This window comes from Paramicrobacterium agarici (assembly GCF_002563955.1).
In the GTDB taxonomy this organism is placed as follows: Bacteria; Actinomycetota; Actinomycetes; order Actinomycetales; family Microbacteriaceae; genus Paramicrobacterium; species Paramicrobacterium agarici.
Genome location: NZ_PDJE01000001.1, coordinates 2,042,172 through 2,058,362 on the forward strand (window position 1 = coordinate 2,042,172; position 16,191 = coordinate 2,058,362).

The 16,191-nt window shown below is 61.7% G+C and carries 11 protein-coding genes and 3 rRNA genes; 13 read left to right on the forward strand and 1 reads right to left on the reverse strand.

Translation table 11 applies throughout. The annotated features are described in order from the left end of the window. The first annotated feature begins 407 nt into the window (after positions 1-407). The 3 genes from ATJ78_RS10015 (at position 408) to rrf (ending at position 5,668) form a co-directional block, all read left to right on the forward strand. Positions 408-1,934 (forward strand): 16S ribosomal RNA (locus ATJ78_RS10015). Positions 1,935-2,315: 381 nt separating this feature from the next. Next, positions 2,316-5,451 (forward strand): 23S ribosomal RNA (locus ATJ78_RS10020). Positions 5,452-5,551: 100 nt separating this feature from the next. Further along, a 5S ribosomal RNA gene (rrf, locus tag ATJ78_RS10025) occupies positions 5,552-5,668 on the forward strand. Together the 16S, 23S and 5S rRNA genes form the textbook arrangement of a ribosomal RNA operon. Before the next feature lie 132 nt (positions 5,669-5,800). Here the strand turns inward: rrf and ATJ78_RS10030 are convergent. Continuing rightward, complete coding sequence (locus ATJ78_RS10030; protein WP_098407464.1) at positions 5,801-6,763, reverse strand: NAD(P)H-dependent flavin oxidoreductase; 963 nt, start codon at positions 6,761-6,763, stop codon at positions 5,801-5,803. 148 nt (positions 6,764-6,911) lie between these two features. On the opposite strand from ATJ78_RS10030, the gene ATJ78_RS15785 reads away from it, so the two are divergent. The 10 genes from ATJ78_RS15785 to xerD are packed head-to-tail and all read left to right on the forward strand — an operon-like array spanning position 6,912 to position 16,167. Further along, positions 6,912-7,409: a hypothetical protein gene (locus ATJ78_RS15785; protein WP_143741402.1), complete on the forward strand. Its 498-nt coding sequence runs from the start codon at positions 6,912-6,914 to the stop codon at positions 7,407-7,409. A 35-nt stretch (positions 7,410-7,444) separates the two neighbouring features. Next, the gene (locus ATJ78_RS10040) at positions 7,445-8,278 is read left to right on the forward strand and encodes a hypothetical protein (RefSeq protein ID WP_245836278.1); all 834 of its coding nucleotides are present in this window, start codon (positions 7,445-7,447) and stop codon (positions 8,276-8,278) included. Positions 8,279-8,285: 7 nt separating this feature from the next. After that, entirely contained in the window at positions 8,286-9,281 is a 996-nt protein-coding gene (locus ATJ78_RS10045) for an HAD-IIA family hydrolase (protein ID WP_245836394.1), read from the forward strand. 45 nt (positions 9,282-9,326) lie between these two features. Next, the gene (locus tag ATJ78_RS15965; RefSeq protein ID WP_169923435.1) at positions 9,327-9,494 is read left to right on the forward strand and encodes a hypothetical protein; all 168 of its coding nucleotides are present in this window, start codon (positions 9,327-9,329) and stop codon (positions 9,492-9,494) included. Next, on the forward strand, positions 9,491-10,297 hold the full coding sequence (locus ATJ78_RS10050) for a TlyA family RNA methyltransferase (RefSeq protein WP_098407467.1): 807 nt from the start codon (positions 9,491-9,493) through the stop codon (positions 10,295-10,297). Before ATJ78_RS15965 ends, ATJ78_RS10050 begins: the two co-directional genes overlap by 4 nt. Further along, entirely contained in the window at positions 10,294-11,199 is a 906-nt protein-coding gene (locus tag ATJ78_RS10055; protein WP_098407468.1) for an NAD kinase, read from the forward strand. Before ATJ78_RS10050 ends, ATJ78_RS10055 begins: the two co-directional genes overlap by 4 nt. After that, positions 11,196-12,914 (forward strand): DNA repair protein RecN, encoded by a 1,719-nt coding sequence (recN, locus tag ATJ78_RS10060; RefSeq protein WP_098407469.1) that lies wholly within the window; start codon positions 11,196-11,198, stop codon positions 12,912-12,914. Before ATJ78_RS10055 ends, recN begins: the two co-directional genes overlap by 4 nt. 6 nt (positions 12,915-12,920) lie before the next feature. Further along, positions 12,921-14,618 (forward strand): CTP synthase, encoded by a 1,698-nt coding sequence (gene pyrG / locus ATJ78_RS10065; protein ID WP_211288455.1) that lies wholly within the window; start codon positions 12,921-12,923, stop codon positions 14,616-14,618. After that, on the forward strand, positions 14,615-15,256 hold the full coding sequence (locus tag ATJ78_RS10070; RefSeq protein WP_098407470.1) for an NUDIX domain-containing protein: 642 nt from the start codon (positions 14,615-14,617) through the stop codon (positions 15,254-15,256). Before pyrG ends, ATJ78_RS10070 begins: the two co-directional genes overlap by 4 nt. After that, on the forward strand, positions 15,253-16,167 hold the full coding sequence (gene xerD / locus ATJ78_RS10075) for a site-specific tyrosine recombinase XerD (protein ID WP_098407471.1): 915 nt from the start codon (positions 15,253-15,255) through the stop codon (positions 16,165-16,167). Before ATJ78_RS10070 ends, xerD begins: the two co-directional genes overlap by 4 nt. Positions 16,168-16,191: the final 24 nt, after the last annotated feature.

The following is a 16,191-nucleotide window of genomic DNA, read 5'->3' on the forward strand; positions in this document are numbered from 1 at the left end:
CTCTGCGTAAAGTATTCATTCGTCGCCACAAAGGTGCCGAGGGCAGGAAAGCCCGCGGGCCTCAATCGGCGAAAATCTTCCCCCACACGAAATTCGACATCACGTCGGAATAACTCGTTGTGGGTGATACGATAACAAGGTTGCTCCAGAGCGAGATTCCCGAGAAGCTCGGGTGTCGAATCTGGAAGCGTCTGGTCCTTGAGAACTCAATAGCGTGCACATGTCAAATGCCAATTTTTGAACCTCGGCCTGGGCTTTTGTCTGGGTTTGAGATTCCTTTGATATTGATTGATTGCGAATGTCAGTAATGATGTTTGTGTTGTCATGATTGAACTTGTGTCTGCCCTTTGTTGGGTGGGTGCGTTTATGTTTGCTGGCTGGGTTTTGTCCTGGTTGGTGTTTATGCATTTACGGAGAGTTTGATCCTGGCTCAGGACGAACGCTGGCGGCGTGCTTAACACATGCAAGTCGAACGATGAAGCCTCACTTGTGGGGTGGATTAGTGGCGAACGGGTGAGTAACACGTGAGTAACCTGCCCCTGACTCTGGGATAAGCGCTGGAAACGGTGTCTAATACTGGATATGACTCATGGCCGCATGGTCTGTGGGTGGAAAGGGTTTACTGGTTGGGGATGGACTCGCGGCCTATCAGCTTGTTGGTGAGGTAATGGCTTACCAAGGCGACGACGGGTAGCCGGCCTGAGAGGGTGACCGGCCACACTGGGACTGAGACACGGCCCAGACTCCTACGGGAGGCAGCAGTGGGGAATATTGCACAATGGGCGAAAGCCTGATGCAGCAACGCCGCGTGGGGGATGACGGCCTTCGGGTTGTAAACCTCTTTTGGCAGGGAAGAAGCCTTTGGGTGACGGTACCTGCAGAAAAAGCACCGGCTAACTACGTGCCAGCAGCCGCGGTAATACGTAGGGTGCGAGCGTTGTCCGGAATTATTGGGCGTAAAGAGCTCGTAGGCGGTTTGTCGCGTCTGCTGTGAAATCCCGAGGCTCAACCTCGGGCCTGCAGTGGGTACGGGCAGACTAGAGTGCGGTAGGGGAGATTGGAATTCCTGGTGTAGCGGTGGAATGCGCAGATATCAGGAGGAACACCGATGGCGAAGGCAGATCTCTGGGCCGCTACTGACGCTGAGGAGCGAAAGGGTGGGGAGCGAACAGGCTTAGATACCCTGGTAGTCCACCCCGTAAACGTTGGGAACTAGATGTGGGGGCCTTTCCACGGTCTCCGTGTCGCAGCTAACGCATTAAGTTCCCCGCCTGGGGAGTACGGCCGCAAGGCTAAAACTCAAAGGAATTGACGGGGGCCCGCACAAGCGGCGGAGCATGCGGATTAATTCGATGCAACGCGAAGAACCTTACCAAGGCTTGACATATACGAGAACGCCCTGGAAACAGGGTTCTCTTTGGACACTCGTATACAGGTGGTGCATGGTTGTCGTCAGCTCGTGTCGTGAGATGTTGGGTTAAGTCCCGCAACGAGCGCAACCCTCGTTCTCTGTTGCCAGCACGTTATGGTGGGAACTCAGGGGATACTGCCGGGGTCAACTCGGAGGAAGGTGGGGATGACGTCAAATCATCATGCCCCTTATGTCTTGGGCTTCACGCATGCTACAATGGCCAGTACAATGGGCGGCGATACCGTGAGGTGGAGCGAATCCCAAAAAGCTGGTCCCAGTTCGGATCGTAGTCTGCAACTCGACTACGTGAAGTCGGAGTCGCTAGTAATCGCAGATCAGCAACGCTGCGGTGAATACGTTCCCGGGCCTTGTACACACCGCCCGTCAAGTCATGAAAGTCGGTAACACCCGAAGCCGGTGGCCTAACCCCTTGGGGAGGGAGCTGTCGAAGGTGGGACCGGTAATTAGGACTAAGTCGTAACAAGGTAGCCGTACCGGAAGGTGCGGCTGGATCACCTCCTTTCTAAGGAGCAACTGGCACCGTTGGTGTCCAGGCGCCAGGTCCGCACCGAATGTGTGTGGCTGGTTAGCTCGTGGGTGGAACATTTGATATGGCCGGCTGGATGGTCGGGTTGTTGGAGTACGTCCTCGTGTGGGGATGGGAAACGGTGGCCTGGGTGTTTGGTTGGCGTGCACGTTATTGGGTCCTGAGGGACCAGGCTTCCCCGTTTGGGGTTGCGGGTTTCTCGGACTTCTGTTTCCGGCCTTTTGTGGGTTGGGGTGGGAGTACCGGCCGTACGTTGAGAACTACACAGTGGACGCGAGCATCTTAGAAACACTTTTTGTGTTTCAATCATGGTCAAATTTTTCTTTTGAAGATTTATTTCGATTCATGCTCATGTTGTTTCAAGTTTCTAAGAGCAAACGGTGGATGCCTTGGCATCTGGAGCCGAAGAAGGACGTCGTAATCTGCGATAAGCCTCGGGGAGCTGATAAACGAGCTGTGATCCGAGGATTTCCGAATGGGGAAACCCGGCCTGGGCCCTTTGGGGTGCCTGGTCACTCCCGTCTGAATGTATAGGGCGGGGTGAGGGAACGTGGGGAAGTGAAACATCTCAGTACCCACAGGAAGAGAAAACAAAAGTGATTCCGGTAGTAGTGGCGAGCGAACCCGGATGAGGCTAAACCGGTTATGTGAGATACCTGTCAGGGGTTGCATGGTCGGGGTTGTGGGACTTTTTTCATCATGCTGACACGTGGTGGGCGTTGTGAGTGGTATAGGCGAACGGTTTTGAATGGCCGGTCAGAGAGGGTGCGAACCCCGTAGCCGAAATGCCATGATCGCGTGAAGAGTATCCCAAGTAGCACGGGGCCCGAGAAATCCCGTGTGAATCTGTCAGGACCACCTGATAAGCCTAAATACTCCCAGATGACCGATAGCGGACAAGTACCGTGAGGGAAAGGTGAAAAGTACCCCGGGAGGGGAGTGAAATAGTACCTGAAACCGTTTGCTTACAATCCGTTGGAGCCTCCTTGTTGGGGTGACAGCGTGCCTTTTGAAGAATGAGCCTGCGAGTTAGCGATACGTGGCGAGGTTAACCCGTGTGGGGTAGCCGTAGCGAAAGCGAGTCTGAATAGGGCGTTGAGTCGCGTGTCCTAGACCCGAAGCGAAGTGATCTATCCATGGCCAGGCTGAAGCGTGTGTAAGAGCGCGTGGAGGGCCGAACCCACTTCAGTTGAAAATGGAGGGGATGAGCTGTGGATAGGGGTGAAAGGCCAATCAAACTTCGTGATAGCTGGTTCTCTCCGAAATGCATTTAGGTGCAGCGTTGCGTGTTTCTTTCCGGAGGTAGAGCTACTGGATGGCCGATGGGCCTCAACAGGTTACTGACGTCAGCCAAACTCCGAATGCCGGGAAGTGAGAGCGCAGCAGTGAGACGGTGGGGGATAAGCTTCATCGTCGAGAGGGAAACAACCCAGACCACCATCTAAGGTCCCTAAGCGCGTGCTAAGTGGGAAAGGATGTGGAGTTGCAGAGACAACCAGGAGGTTGGCTTAGAAGCAGCCATCCTTGAAAGAGTGCGTAATAGCTCACTGGTCAAGTGATTCCGCGCCGACAATGTAACGGGGCTCAAGCACGCCACCGAAGTTGTGGCATTGACATTAATAACCAAGCCGCGGGACTTGTTCTCGTTGGTTCAGGTGTGTTGATGGGTAGGAGAGCGTCGTGTGGCCGGTGAAGCGGCGGTGTAAACCAGCCGTGGAGGCTACACGAGTGAGAATGCAGGCATGAGTAGCGAAAGACGGGTGAGAAACCCGTCCTCCGGAAGACCAAGGGTTCCAGGGCCAGGTTAATCCGCCCTGGGTAAGTCGGGACCTAAGGCGAGGCCGACAGGCGTAGTCGATGGACAACGGGTTGATATTCCCGTACCGGCGAAGAACCGCCCCAGCTAATCCAGTGGTGCTAAGAGTCCTAGCTCGTACCGGAAGCTCCTCTTTTGGGGGGTGGATGGTGCGGGTGAACGCTCGACCCCATGCTGGTGCGGCTAGCGTGTTAACAGGTGTGACGCAGGAAGGTAGTCGGTCCTGGGCGATGGTTGTCCCAGGCCAAGGCTGTAGGCCGGGAGATAGGCAAATCCGTCTCCCATGTGGCTGAGAGTTGAAGGGGAACCCGTAAAGGGTATGATCCGATGATCCTATGCTGCCGAGAAAAGCATCGACGCGAGGTTCTAGCTGCCCGTACCCCAAACCGACACAGGTGGTCAGGTAGAGAATACTAAGGAGATCGAGAGAATCGTGGTTAAGGAACTCGGCAAAATGCCCCCGTAACTTCGGGAGAAGGGGGGCCGCTCACTTATTAGGACTTGCTCCGAAAGGGTGTGGTGGCCGCAGAGACCAGTGGGAAGCGACTGTTTACTAAAAACACAGGTCCGTGCCAAGTCGCAAGACGATGTATACGGACTGACGCCTGCCCGGTGCTGGAAGGTTAAGAGGAACGGTCAACCCTTCGGGGTGAAGCTGTGAATTTAAGCCCCAGTAAACGGCGGTGGTAACTATAACCATCCTAAGGTAGCGAAATTCCTTGTCGGGTAAGTTCCGACCTGCACGAATGGCGTAACGACTTCCCAGCTGTCTCAACCACGAACTCGGCGAAATTGCATTACGAGTAAAGATGCTCGTTACGCGCAGCAGGACGGAAAGACCCCGTGACCTTTACTACAGCTTGGTATTGGTGTTCGGTGTGGCTTGTGTAGGATAGGTGGGAGACTTTGAAGCGGGCACGCTAGTGTTCGTGGAGTCGTTGTTGAAATACCACTCTGGTCATTCTGGATATCTAACTTCGAACCGTGATCCGGTTCAGGGACAGTGCCTGGTGGGTAGTTTAACTGGGGCGGTTGCCTCCCAAAATGTAACGGAGGCGCCCAAAGGTTCCCTCAACCTGGTTGGCAATCAGGTGGCGAGTGTAAGTGCACAAGGGAGCTTGACTGTGAGACTGACAGGTCGAGCAGGGACGAAAGTCGGGACTAGTGATCCGGCAGTGGCTTGTGGAAGCGCTGTCGCTCAACGGATAAAAGGTACCTCGGGGATAACAGGCTGATCTTGCCCAAGAGTCCATATCGACGGCATGGTTTGGCACCTCGATGTCGGCTCGTCGCATCCTGGGGCTGGAGTAGGTCCCAAGGGTTGGGCTGTTCGCCCATTAAAGCGGTACGCGAGCTGGGTTTAGAACGTCGTGAGACAGTTCGGTCCCTATCCGCTGCGCGCGCAGGAAATTTGAGAGGATCTGACCCTAGTACGAGAGGACCGGGTTGGACGAACCTCTGGTATGTCAGTTGTCACGCCAGTGGCATCGCTGATTAGCTACGTTCGGGATGGATAACCGCTGAAAGCATCTAAGCGGGAAGCCGGCCTCAAGATGAGATTTCCATACCCCACGCGGGTGAGAGGCTCCCAGCTAGACGACTGGGTTGATAGGCCAGATGTGGAAGCACAGCAATGTGTGCAGCTGACTGGTACTAATAAGCCGATAACTTGATAACAACAACATCTGATGTTTCGCGTCCACTTTGTGGTTCCTGACGCACGGCAGGAACAAACAACACACCCCACGGTGTGTTCACATATTGCGTCCATGATTGTTACGGCGGTCATAGCGAGAGGGAAACGCCCGGTCACATTCCGAACCCGGAAGCTAAGGCTCTCAGCGCCGATGGTACTGCAGGGGGGACCCTGTGGGAGAGTAGGACACCGCCGGACTTAACCTACAGTGAAGGCCACCCCTAACCACGGGGTGGCCTTCACCATTTAACCCACACACCCCAGCCTCCTGAAGCGCACCAGAGGCTGGGTTCGTTTATGCGGCCCACGGAATATAAGACGCCATGCGTTCTAACGTGCGGCGTGGAGGTAGTCGCGATAACGGCCTAGGTCCGCGAGGATCGCTTCGGCCGATTCGACGCGGGTCACCAGTGCTGATCCTTCTCCCGAATAGATGGGGCCGACATCGAAACGGCCTTCTCGGCGGGCACTGAGCATGTCGTCCGCCATGCTCGGAGAAGACCGGACCGTCGTCTCCAGCTCGTGTTCGCGGCCGTGCCAGGTGTCGCTGAAGGAGTTCGACAAGGCACGTCCACCGTAGTGAGGAGGCCATGCGGCGCGCTGTGCGATGTCGAACACGCGCGTGTAGACCGTGTCGCCGTCGCGTGCGTCGAGAACGCGCTGTTTCGCAGCATCCGGAAACTGAGATTCAGAGGCAACCGTGAATCGCGTGCCCACCCACGCTGCGATGGCGCCCCCGGCTATGACGGCGGCGAGTCCGCGCGCTGTTGTGATGCCGCCTGCAGCGAGAAGCGGGATGCTCGTGCGTTCGACGGCGATTTGCAAGAAGGTGAGTGTCGAGATCTCGTTGCGCCCGTGTCCGCCAGCTTCGGCGCCGCGTACGATGATTCCGTCAACGCCGGCATCGATTGCGCTCTCGAGTTCGGCGATATTCCCGACTTGCGCGAGCAGAACCGCCGGCGACTTGCGCACCGCGGTGACAGCAGCGTCACTGTGGCCGAACCCAAGGGCCACCACTGACGGCTCGTGGTCGAGCACGCGCTGAAGCGGTGTGATGTCTGCGTCGAGCGCGAATGAGAGAAACCCCGCTCCCCACACGGCACGTTCGCGCTGGAGACGCTCGGCGGCCGAGGTTAGACCGTCAAGATCTGGAGCACTCGGAACACCAAGCATGCCGACGCCTCCGCCGCCGCTGACCGCGGAGGCGAGGTCGGGACCGGCTGCGCCAGCCATCGACGCGTTGAACACGGGGACGGTGCGAGTCGTCAGGAGTTCGGTCAGCGCATTCATCATGATTTCAGTCTATTGACGTAAGCTCGTCTGGAGTGATCCGGCAGGATCCCCACCAACTCAATATGCGCATCCGACCAGGAGGACCCCATCATGACGCACGCCGGCGACGAATCTGAGAGCTCTTCGGAGCACCGTCGCGGATCGCGCGATGGCGAGTCCTCGCGCGGACGCGGGCCGGGTGGTGGCCGCGGTTCACACCCTCGTGACCGGCGGAACGGCGACAAGCGCGCACAGGGTGATCGTCCCCGCACTGGCGAGCTCGACGGGGGAGACCGCGGTAGAGGCCGCGGCCAGGGTGAGCGGCGTTTTGAGAGGCGTGACAACGACAGGCGTCCTGCTCGTGATGGGGAGCGGCGTTTCGAGAAGCGTGACAACGACAGGCGTCCGGCTCGTGATGGTGAGCGGCGTTTCGAGAAGCGTGACAACGACAGGCGTCCGGCTCGCGATGGTGAGCGGCGCTTTGAGAAGCGTGATGGTGACAGGCGTCCGGCTCGCGACGGAGAGCGTCGCGCGGGCAGACGTGAGGGACCATCGGGCCGTCGTCCTGCGCCGCGAGACTCTCATGACAGGGACCAGCGGCTGTGGACGCGCGACGGCAAGCCTGCCCGCGGCGACCGCGATGCGCGCGCGTATGAAGAAGAACTGACTGAAGAGCAGAAGCGGCAACGTGAGCTCCGTTCGGTGCGCCCCCAACACGACGATCCCGAGATTCCCGACGACGTCACCGAGAAAGATCTGCACAGGTCAGCGCGAAACGAACTGAAGACGCTGTCAAAGGAGAACGCCGAGGGAGTCGCGCGACACCTGGCGATGGTGGCACGTCTCATTGACGATGACCCCGAACTCGCGCACCGTCACGCCGTGAGCGCGTCACGTCGAGCCGGACGGATTGCTGTCGTTCGCGAGACTCTTGCAGTCACCGCGTATCGCACCGGAGACTTTGCCCTCGCTCTGCGTGAGCTGCGCACCTACCGGCGCATCAGCGGCTCAGACGAACAGCTTCCCCTCATGGTCGACAGCGAACGCGGTGTTGGCCGCCCCGAACGTGCCCTTGAGTTGGGGCGCTCCGTCGATCGCGCGACGCTCAGCGCCGGCACGCAGGCGAACCTTGCGATCGCCATGTCGGGCGCCCGCCTCGACCTCGGTCAGCCCGAGCTCGCGCTGAGCGAATTGCAGATCGCGCAGTTGGATCCCGCGGTCGCGTACAGCTGGAGCCCTGCTCTGTTCGATGCGTACGCGGAGGTTCTCGACGAACTCGGGCGTGACGACGAGGCGCAGACGTGGCGCAATCGATCGCGCGTCGCTGCTCGGGCGCTCGACGACGAGGCTCGCGTGGACGAAGACGAGACAATCATCGTCGTGGAAGAAGACCTGGAGCTTCCTGCCCATATCGACACCACCGAGGTCGAGAACAACCAGGAGCACCGTCGCGACGCTGATGATGCCGAGGCTGCCGAGAATCGCGCAGACGATACTGAGGAGGATGCTGACGGTGTTCGGCCGACGCAAGACTAAAACCGTGATGCCTTTAGACGGGGTCGACGCCGTGCTCGCCGACCTGGACGGCGTGGTCTACGCGGGCCGGAACGCGATTCCGCACTCGGTCGAGAGCCTCAATCGTGTGGCAGACAGCATCCGCGTTGGATACATCACCAACAATGCGTCGCGGACGGATGCCGCGGTGGCTGAACAGCTGCGGGAGTTCGGGCTCGACGTGCAGCCGCGAGACGTCATCACGAGCCCGCAGGCTGCCGTTCGGCTGCTGCGGACGAAAGTGCGCGACGGCGCGCTCGTTCTCGTCGTCGGCGGCGAGGGACTGATCGACGAGCTGACGAAAGCCGGGTATCGCGTCACGCGAAGCGCCGAGGACGGACCGGATGCTGTCGTGCAGGGCTTCGCGCCCGATGTCGACTGGGCACAGCTTGCCGAAGCAGCGTACGCACTGCAAGACGGTCGTGAGGCGAACGACCTCCCGTGGATCGCGACGAACACGGACTGGACGATTCCGCGGGAGCGCGGAATCGCGCCGGGCAATGGAACGCTCGTCTCTGCTGTGCATACAGCGGTCGGGAGGCTCGCCGAAGTCGCAGGCAAGCCGGAGGTGCCGATTTTCGAGGAAGCGAAGCTGCGGTTTGCTTCTCAGCATCCGCTCTTCATCGGAGACAGGCTCGACACGGACATTCTCGGAGCGAATCGCGCAGACATCAGTTCACTGTTAGTGCTGACGGGCGTCGACCAGGCCAAGCACGTCCTCGCCGCGCCCGAGGGGTCGCGCCCCGGTTTCGTGGTGTCCGACCTTCGTGCGCTCTTCGAGCCGTACCCGGTGACCGAGCTGTCGCGCGACAAGACCGAGGCGAAGGTCGGTGAATCCGTGGTGCGGATCGTCGACCAGACGCAGATCGAGGTCGCTCGCGAGGGCGAATCCGGGCTCGACCGGTTGCGAGCCGCGAGCGCGGTCATCTGGGCCAGCGGCCGACAGATCTACGGCTTCAACGTGCCGGAGAGGCTGTACTCGTAAGCGAGCCTGACCGGCGACGCCGGGACCAGCTTGTAGCCTAACGGTGTGACGAACGACGAAGAACAGGGAGCCACAGACCCCAGCGCGCTCGTGTCGCGATTGGCGCTGATCGAAGAGCGGCCGCTCGCTGAGCGCGGCGATGCGTACGCTCGTCTGCATGACGAGCTGAACAGCGTTCTCGAAGGGAGCGACCACGAGGGCGCCGCACGGTGACGACGCGCCGTCTGGACGCCGTTCTCGTTGAGCGTGGACTCGCGCGCTCACGGGCCGCGGCTGTTGAGCTCATCTCGTCGGGAAAGGTTGCGGTTGACGATCGGCCGATCGTCAAACCGTCGACCCCCATCGCTGACGGGGCGCGCATTTCGGTGACCGGTGCCGATCACTACGTGAGCAGGGGAGCGCACAAGCTGGTCGCGGCACTCGACGCCTTCGACTGCGACGTGTCGGACCAGCTCGTTCTTGACGTGGGCGCGTCGACGGGAGGGTTCACTCAAGTGCTCCTAGAGCGTGGCGCTCGTGAGGTGATCGCTCTCGACGTCGGACACGACCAGCTGGCATCGTCGCTACGCTCCGACTCGCGAGTCCGCGTCGTCGAGGGCTTCAACGTTCGTGATCTGAGCCGCGACGCTCTCGCCGAACACGCGGGAACCGGCGAACCGCCGAGCGTTATCGTCGGCGACCTTTCGTTCATCTCGCTGCGATACGTCCTTGATCCGCTCCGGCAGACCGGCACCGACGACGCCGACGTGATCCTGCTGATCAAGCCGCAGTTCGAAGTCGGCAGAACGGGAGTCCGTGAGGGTATCGTGCGCGACCCGGCGAGGCGCATCGACGCGGTGCAGTCCGTTCTGTGGTTGGCGTGGGACGCCGGCCTCGGGGTGTGCGGCCTCGAGCGCTCACCGGTTGTCGGCACACATGGAAACTCCGAGTACCTTGTCCACATGCATGCACAGCACGGTTCGAATCCGACAGAATGGATGCGGCGAGCCGAACAACTTGCGGGAGGTGACGAATGACCACGACGCGATCCATCCTCGTCATCTCGCACACCGGGCGCAGCGACTCCGTCGAAGCAGCGACGCACGTGATCGGCCAGCTCAGGGATTCCGGCATCCGCCCCATGCTCATCGGCGAGGAGCGTGAGGAGCTGAAAGCCGCGGGGGCTGACCTGGCGGGCGTTGAGACGCTCGACGATGCGCGAGCGCGTGAGCTGGAGCTCGTGATGGTGCTCGGTGGAGACGGCACAATTCTCCGCGCCGCCGAGCTGGTTCGCGAGCACACCGTTCCGCTGCTCGGGGTCAACCTCGGGCATGTCGGCTTTCTCGCCGAGCTTGAAAGAGATGATCTTGCGAACGCTGTTCACCGTGTGGTCGAACGCGATTACGCCGTTGAAGAGCGCATGACACTCGATGTGTCCGTCACGATCGGCGGTGAGGTCGTCTATTCGACCTGGGCACTCAATGAGGCAACCGTCGAGAAGGCAAGTCGCGAGCGGATGCTGGAACTCGTCGTCGAGGTGGATCAGCGCCCGCTTGTCTCCTTCGGTGCCGACGGTGCAGTGATCGCAACGCCGACCGGGTCGACCGCATACAACTTCTCGGCGGGGGGACCGATCATCTGGCCGACGGTTGAAGCGATCACGCTCGTGCCGCTGAGCGCGCACGCCTTGTTCGCAAAGCCGATTGTCGTCGCCCCCGACTCGACGCTCGCGATCGACGTGCTCGGCCGTAGCGACGGAATCGGCGTTCTGTGGTGCGATGGACGACGGACGTTCGAACTCGAGCCAGGCTCACGCGTGAACGCCGAGCGCTCGGCAACGCCCGTGAAGCTTGCGCGACTGCATGACAGCCCGTTCACAGACCGGCTCGTGCGCAAATTCCACCTTCCCGTCAGCGGATGGAGGGGACCGGCCGCATGATCGAGGAGATCGAGATCTCGGATCTCGGAGTCATCGCAGAGGCCACGCTGCCGCTCGGACCCGGATTCACGGCGATCACGGGAGAGACGGGCGCGGGTAAGACGATGGTCGTCACAGCGCTCGGGTTGCTGCTCGGAGGCCGTGCCGACGCCGCCACCGTTCGATCGGGGGCGGCGAACGCGCGCATCGATGGCCGCTGGGTCGTTCCCGACAGCGGGATCGTTGCCGAACGCGTGGTCGAGGCCGGTGGCGACATCGACCCCTTTGGAGCAGACGGCGAGGCCGAGCTCACGCTGGGACGCACCGTGACGGCCGAGGGCCGCAGCCGGGCACAAGTCGGCGGCCGGAGCGCGCCCGTGGGGGTCCTTGCCGAGCTCAGCGGCAATCTCGTTGCCGTGCACGGGCAGTCAGACCAGATTCGGCTGCGTTCCCGCTCTGCGCAGCGTGACGCGCTCGACCGCGCGGCGGGCGACGAGCTCGGGGCGACGCTCGCTCGGTACCGTGAGGTGTTTGACCGGTGGCAGGCAAACAAAGCGGAACTCGAGACCCTGACGCGCGACCGAGAAGCGCGAGAGACCGAGGCAGAGAACCTCCGTGCTGCCATGGACGAGATCGAGCAGGCGGCGCCGCAGCCGGGCGAAGATGAGCAGCTGGCTGCAACTGCCGAGCGTCTTACGAACCTCGAGGAGCTTCGTCTTGCCGCCGCCGGCGCCCGTGAATCGCTTTCGACAGAACTCGCGGAGGGCGACGACGTCTTGGCACTCATTGAGAGCGCGCGGCGCTCTCTCGAGCGCGTTGTCGGGGTCGACGGTTCGCTGCAGCCGATCGCCGAGCAGCTGCAGAATCTCAGCTATCTCGCCTCGGAGGCGGCTGGCGAGCTCTCGAGCTACCTTGCCTCGCTCGACGCTGACGGTAGCAACGAACTCGAGGCGATTAACGAGCGCCGAGCGCTTCTGACAACTCTCGTGCGCAAACATGGTCCGACCCTCGACGATGTCATCGCAACCCTCGAGCGCGGTAGCGCGAGGCTTCTCGAACTGGACGGCGACTCCGACCGCATCGACGAGCTCACGACCCGGGTCGAGAACGACACGCGCGACGTCGAGGAGGCGGCATCCGCCGTGACCGGCGTGCGCCGGCGCACGGCCGAACGACTCGGGGCGGCCATCACTGATGAACTCTCCGCGCTGGCGATGCCCGATGCGACCGTCGTCGTCGACGTCGAAGACAAGGGTGAGTACACGCGCTCGGGGCGCGACGATGTGGCGTTTCTCATGCGCCCGCATGCGGGCACAGAACCGCGTCCGCTCTCGAAGGGCGCTTCAGGGGGCGAGCTTTCGCGCGTGATGCTCGCGATCGAGGTTGTCATTTCAGCATCCGACCCGGTCCCCACCTATGTCTTCGACGAGGTGGATGCTGGCGTCGGCGGCGCTGCAGCGATCGAGATCGGCCGACGGCTCGCCCGGCTGGCTCAGCACGCCCAGGTCATCGTCGTGACACACCTCGCTCAGGTCGCCGCGTTCGCGTCCAACCACCTCTCGGTCGTGAAAGAGAGCGACGGGTTCGTGACGGCATCGAGCGTGACGCGCCTGCAGGGAGATGACCGTACCGCCGAGATGACCCGATTGCTGTCGGGATTGGCCGACAGCGACTCCGGTCGCGCCCACGCCGAAGAGCTCCTGGACCTCGGTGCCGAAACTCAGATGATAGGATAGAAGCCCGTGGCAACCATTTCTGAATCGGGCAACTCACACGACACGACCAAGCACATTTTCGTCACCGGTGGTGTCGTTTCTTCTTTGGGTAAGGGACTGACGGCCGCGAGCCTCGGAAACCTCCTCACCGCGCGCGGGCTGCGAGTCGTGATGCAAAAACTCGACCCGTACCTCAACGTCGACCCTGGCACCATGAACCCGTTTCAGCACGGGGAAGTCTTCGTCACAGATGACGGCGCCGAAACTGACCTTGACATCGGGCACTACGAGCGCTTTCTCGACATCAACCTCAATCAGGCGGCGAACGTCACGACCGGCCAGATCTACTCGACGGTCATTCAAAAAGAGCGCCGTGGCGAGTACCTCGGCGATACCGTTCAGGTGATCCCGCACATCACAGACGAGATCAAGCGGCGCATGCGCCTGCAGGCGACCGAGACGCCCAAGCCCGACGTCATCATCACAGAGGTCGGCGGAACGATCGGCGACATCGAGTCGCAGCCGTTCATCGAGGCAGCGCGACAGGTGCGCCATGAGCTCGGCCGGGACAGCGTGTTCTTCGTGCACGTCTCGCTCGTGCCGTTCATGGGGGCGTCCGGAGAGCAGAAGACCAAGCCGACCCAGCACTCCGTCGCTACGCTGCGATCCATCGGAATCCAGCCCGACGCTCTCGTGCTGCGCAGCGACCGCCCGGTCACCGAGAGCAACAAGCGCAAGATCGCGCTCATGTGCGATGTCGACGAACGCGCCGTGGTGAACACGGTTGATGTGCCCTCGATCTATGACATTCCGTCGACGCTGCACGACCAGGGGCTCGACGCGTACATCATCAACTCGCTCGGACTGAGCGCGGGCGACGTCGACTGGACGCGCTGGAACACGGTGCTCGAGGCAGTGCACGAGCCGAAAGACGAAGTCACGATCGGTATCGTCGGCAAGTACATCGACCTGCCCGACGCGTATCTCTCGGTGACGGAGGCGCTCAAAGCCGGAGGTTTCGCGCACAAGACGCACGTCACGCTCGAGTGGATTCCCTCCGACGAGTGTGAGACTCCGGAAGGCGCTGCGAAGGCGCTCGCGGGCGTTGACGGCATCTGCGTGCCGGGCGGGTTCGGTATTCGGGGCATCGAGGGAAAGCTCGGCGCGCTCACCTATGCGCGAACCAACGGCATCCCGACCCTCGGTCTGTGTCTCGGTCTGCAGTGCATGGTGATCGAGTACGCGCGAAGCGAAGCAGGGCTCACCGGGGCAAGCTCCACTGAGTTCGATTCGGACACCGAGTTTCCCGTCATCGCCACCATGGCTGAGCAGGTGGAGATCATCGCCGAGGGCGACCTCGGCGGCACGATGAGACTCGGACTGTACCCGGCGAAGCTCGCCGAGGGCTCGATCGTCCGAGAGCTCTACGGCGCCCCCGAGGTGTCGGAGCGCCATCGTCACCGGTACGAGGTCAGCAACGTGCACCGCGACCGCATCGCCGACGCCGGCCTCGTGTTCTCTGGCACGTCACCCGACGGCGCGCTCGTCGAGTACGTCGAGCTGCCGCGCGACGTGCACCCGTTCTACGTGGCCACGCAAGCGCACCCAGAGCTCCGCTCGCGTCCCACAAATGCTCACCCGCTGTTCGCCGGTCTCGTCGCCGCTGCGCTGGACCGCCACAAGGCCAGCCTGCTGTTCGACGACGAAGTCTCGGAGGACGCGTGACGGCCGAGCCGCGTCCGCTGCACGACGAACCTGTTGAAGCCGAGCTCGAGTCGACCGAGATCGGCTACCACGGCTACATCTGGGATGTCAGACGCGATACGTTCCGCCTGAACGACTCGTCCATCACGCGCGAATACCTCGACCACACGGGAGCGGTAGCGATTCTGGCGCTTGACGAACACGATCGCGTGCTTCTCATCAACCAGTATCGGCACCCCGTGCGTGCTCGACTGTGGGAGATTCCCGCTGGGCTGCTCGACATCACCGCAGAACACCCGCTCGATGCCGCGAAACGCGAGCTCGCCGAGGAGGCTGACGTCGAGGCGCGAGAGTGGGCGGTGCTCTCGGAGTTCTACACGTCGCCGGGTGCGAGTGACGAGGCGATTCGCATCTACCTTGCGCGCGACATTCACGCACGTCCCGAGCGGTTCGACCGCGAAGACGAAGAGGCAGGCATCGAGAAGCGCTGGGTAAGCCTCGACGAGATCGCGGATGCCGTGCGAGCACGTGCCGTGCAGAACCCGTCCCTGGTCAATGGCGTGCTGTCGGCCTTCGTCGCACGAGAGCGCGGATGGAACGGCCTCGGACCCGCGGACGCGGACTGGCCGCGGCTGCGTCAGCGAGGCGCCGCGGAATGAGCCTCGAGCGTTCGGTTGACACGTTCTTGAGGCACGTGCGCATCGAGCGAGGTCTCGCTGAGAACACGGTGTCCGCGTACACGCGCGATCTTGCTCGGTACCGCGCGTGGCTCGCTGAGAACGAGGTTGCGGATTTTGCGCGCGTGACCAGCTCTCACGTCGTGGCGTTCCTGCGCAGCCTCACTCAGAACCCCGACAGGCGGCTCTCCCCGACATCCGTCGCCCGCGTGCTCTCGTCGGTGCGCAGCCTGCACCGTTTCCTCCTCGAGGAACGCATTGTCGAGATCGACGTCGCGAAAGAGGTCAAACCGCCCCGTCAGCCAGACAAGCTCCCGAAGGCGATCACGATTGCCCAAGTCGAAGCTCTGCTGGCGACAGCATCCGGAGACTCCCCCCAATCCCTGCGGGACAAGGCCCTGCTCGAGCTGCTCTACGCGACGGGCGCTCGGGTGTCTGAGGTCTGCGCGCTCAACGTCGATGACGTCGTCGACACCGATATCGTCCGGCTCACGGGTAAGGGAAACAAGCAGCGGATCGTGCCGATCGGCAGTTTTGCACGGGCAGCTCTCGACGAGTACCTCGTGCGTGTTCGTCCCGCGCTCTCGGCACGCGGAGCCGCGACTCCAGCACTTTTTCTCGGGCTGCGCGGGCAGCGGGTCTCTCGCCAGAACGCCTGGCTGATCATCCGCGCTGCTGCCAAGCGTGCCGGCCTCTCGGAGCACGTGTCGCCGCATACGCTGCGGCATTCGTTCGCCACGCACCTGCTGCAGGGCGGCGCAGACGTCCGCGTCGTGCAGGAGCTGCTCGGCCACTCCTCGGTCGCCACAACGCAGATTTACACACTGGTCACCGCGGACACGTTGCGCGACATGTACACGCAATCGCATCCGCGTGCTCGCGCGGGCGCGTAGTTACCGCACGCCTGCGCGGTGAAC

Excerpts from the sequence above, each read along its gene's own strand:
- ATJ78_RS10030 (WP_098407464.1), bottom strand. The coding sequence starts at position 6,763 with ATGATGAATGCGCTGACCGAACTCCTGACGACTCGCACCGTCCCCGTG.
- ATJ78_RS15785 (WP_143741402.1), top strand. The coding sequence starts at position 6,912 with ATGGCGAGTCCTCGCGCGGACGCGGGCCGGGTGGTGGCCGCGGTTCAC.
- ATJ78_RS10045 (WP_245836394.1), top strand. The coding sequence starts at position 8,286 with ATGCCTTTAGACGGGGTCGACGCCGTGCTCGCCGACCTGGACGGCGTG.
- ATJ78_RS10055 (WP_098407468.1), top strand. The coding sequence starts at position 10,294 with ATGACCACGACGCGATCCATCCTCGTCATCTCGCACACCGGGCGCAGC.
- recN (WP_098407469.1), top strand. The coding sequence starts at position 11,196 with ATGATCGAGGAGATCGAGATCTCGGATCTCGGAGTCATCGCAGAGGCC.
- xerD (WP_098407471.1), top strand. The coding sequence starts at position 15,253 with ATGAGCCTCGAGCGTTCGGTTGACACGTTCTTGAGGCACGTGCGCATC.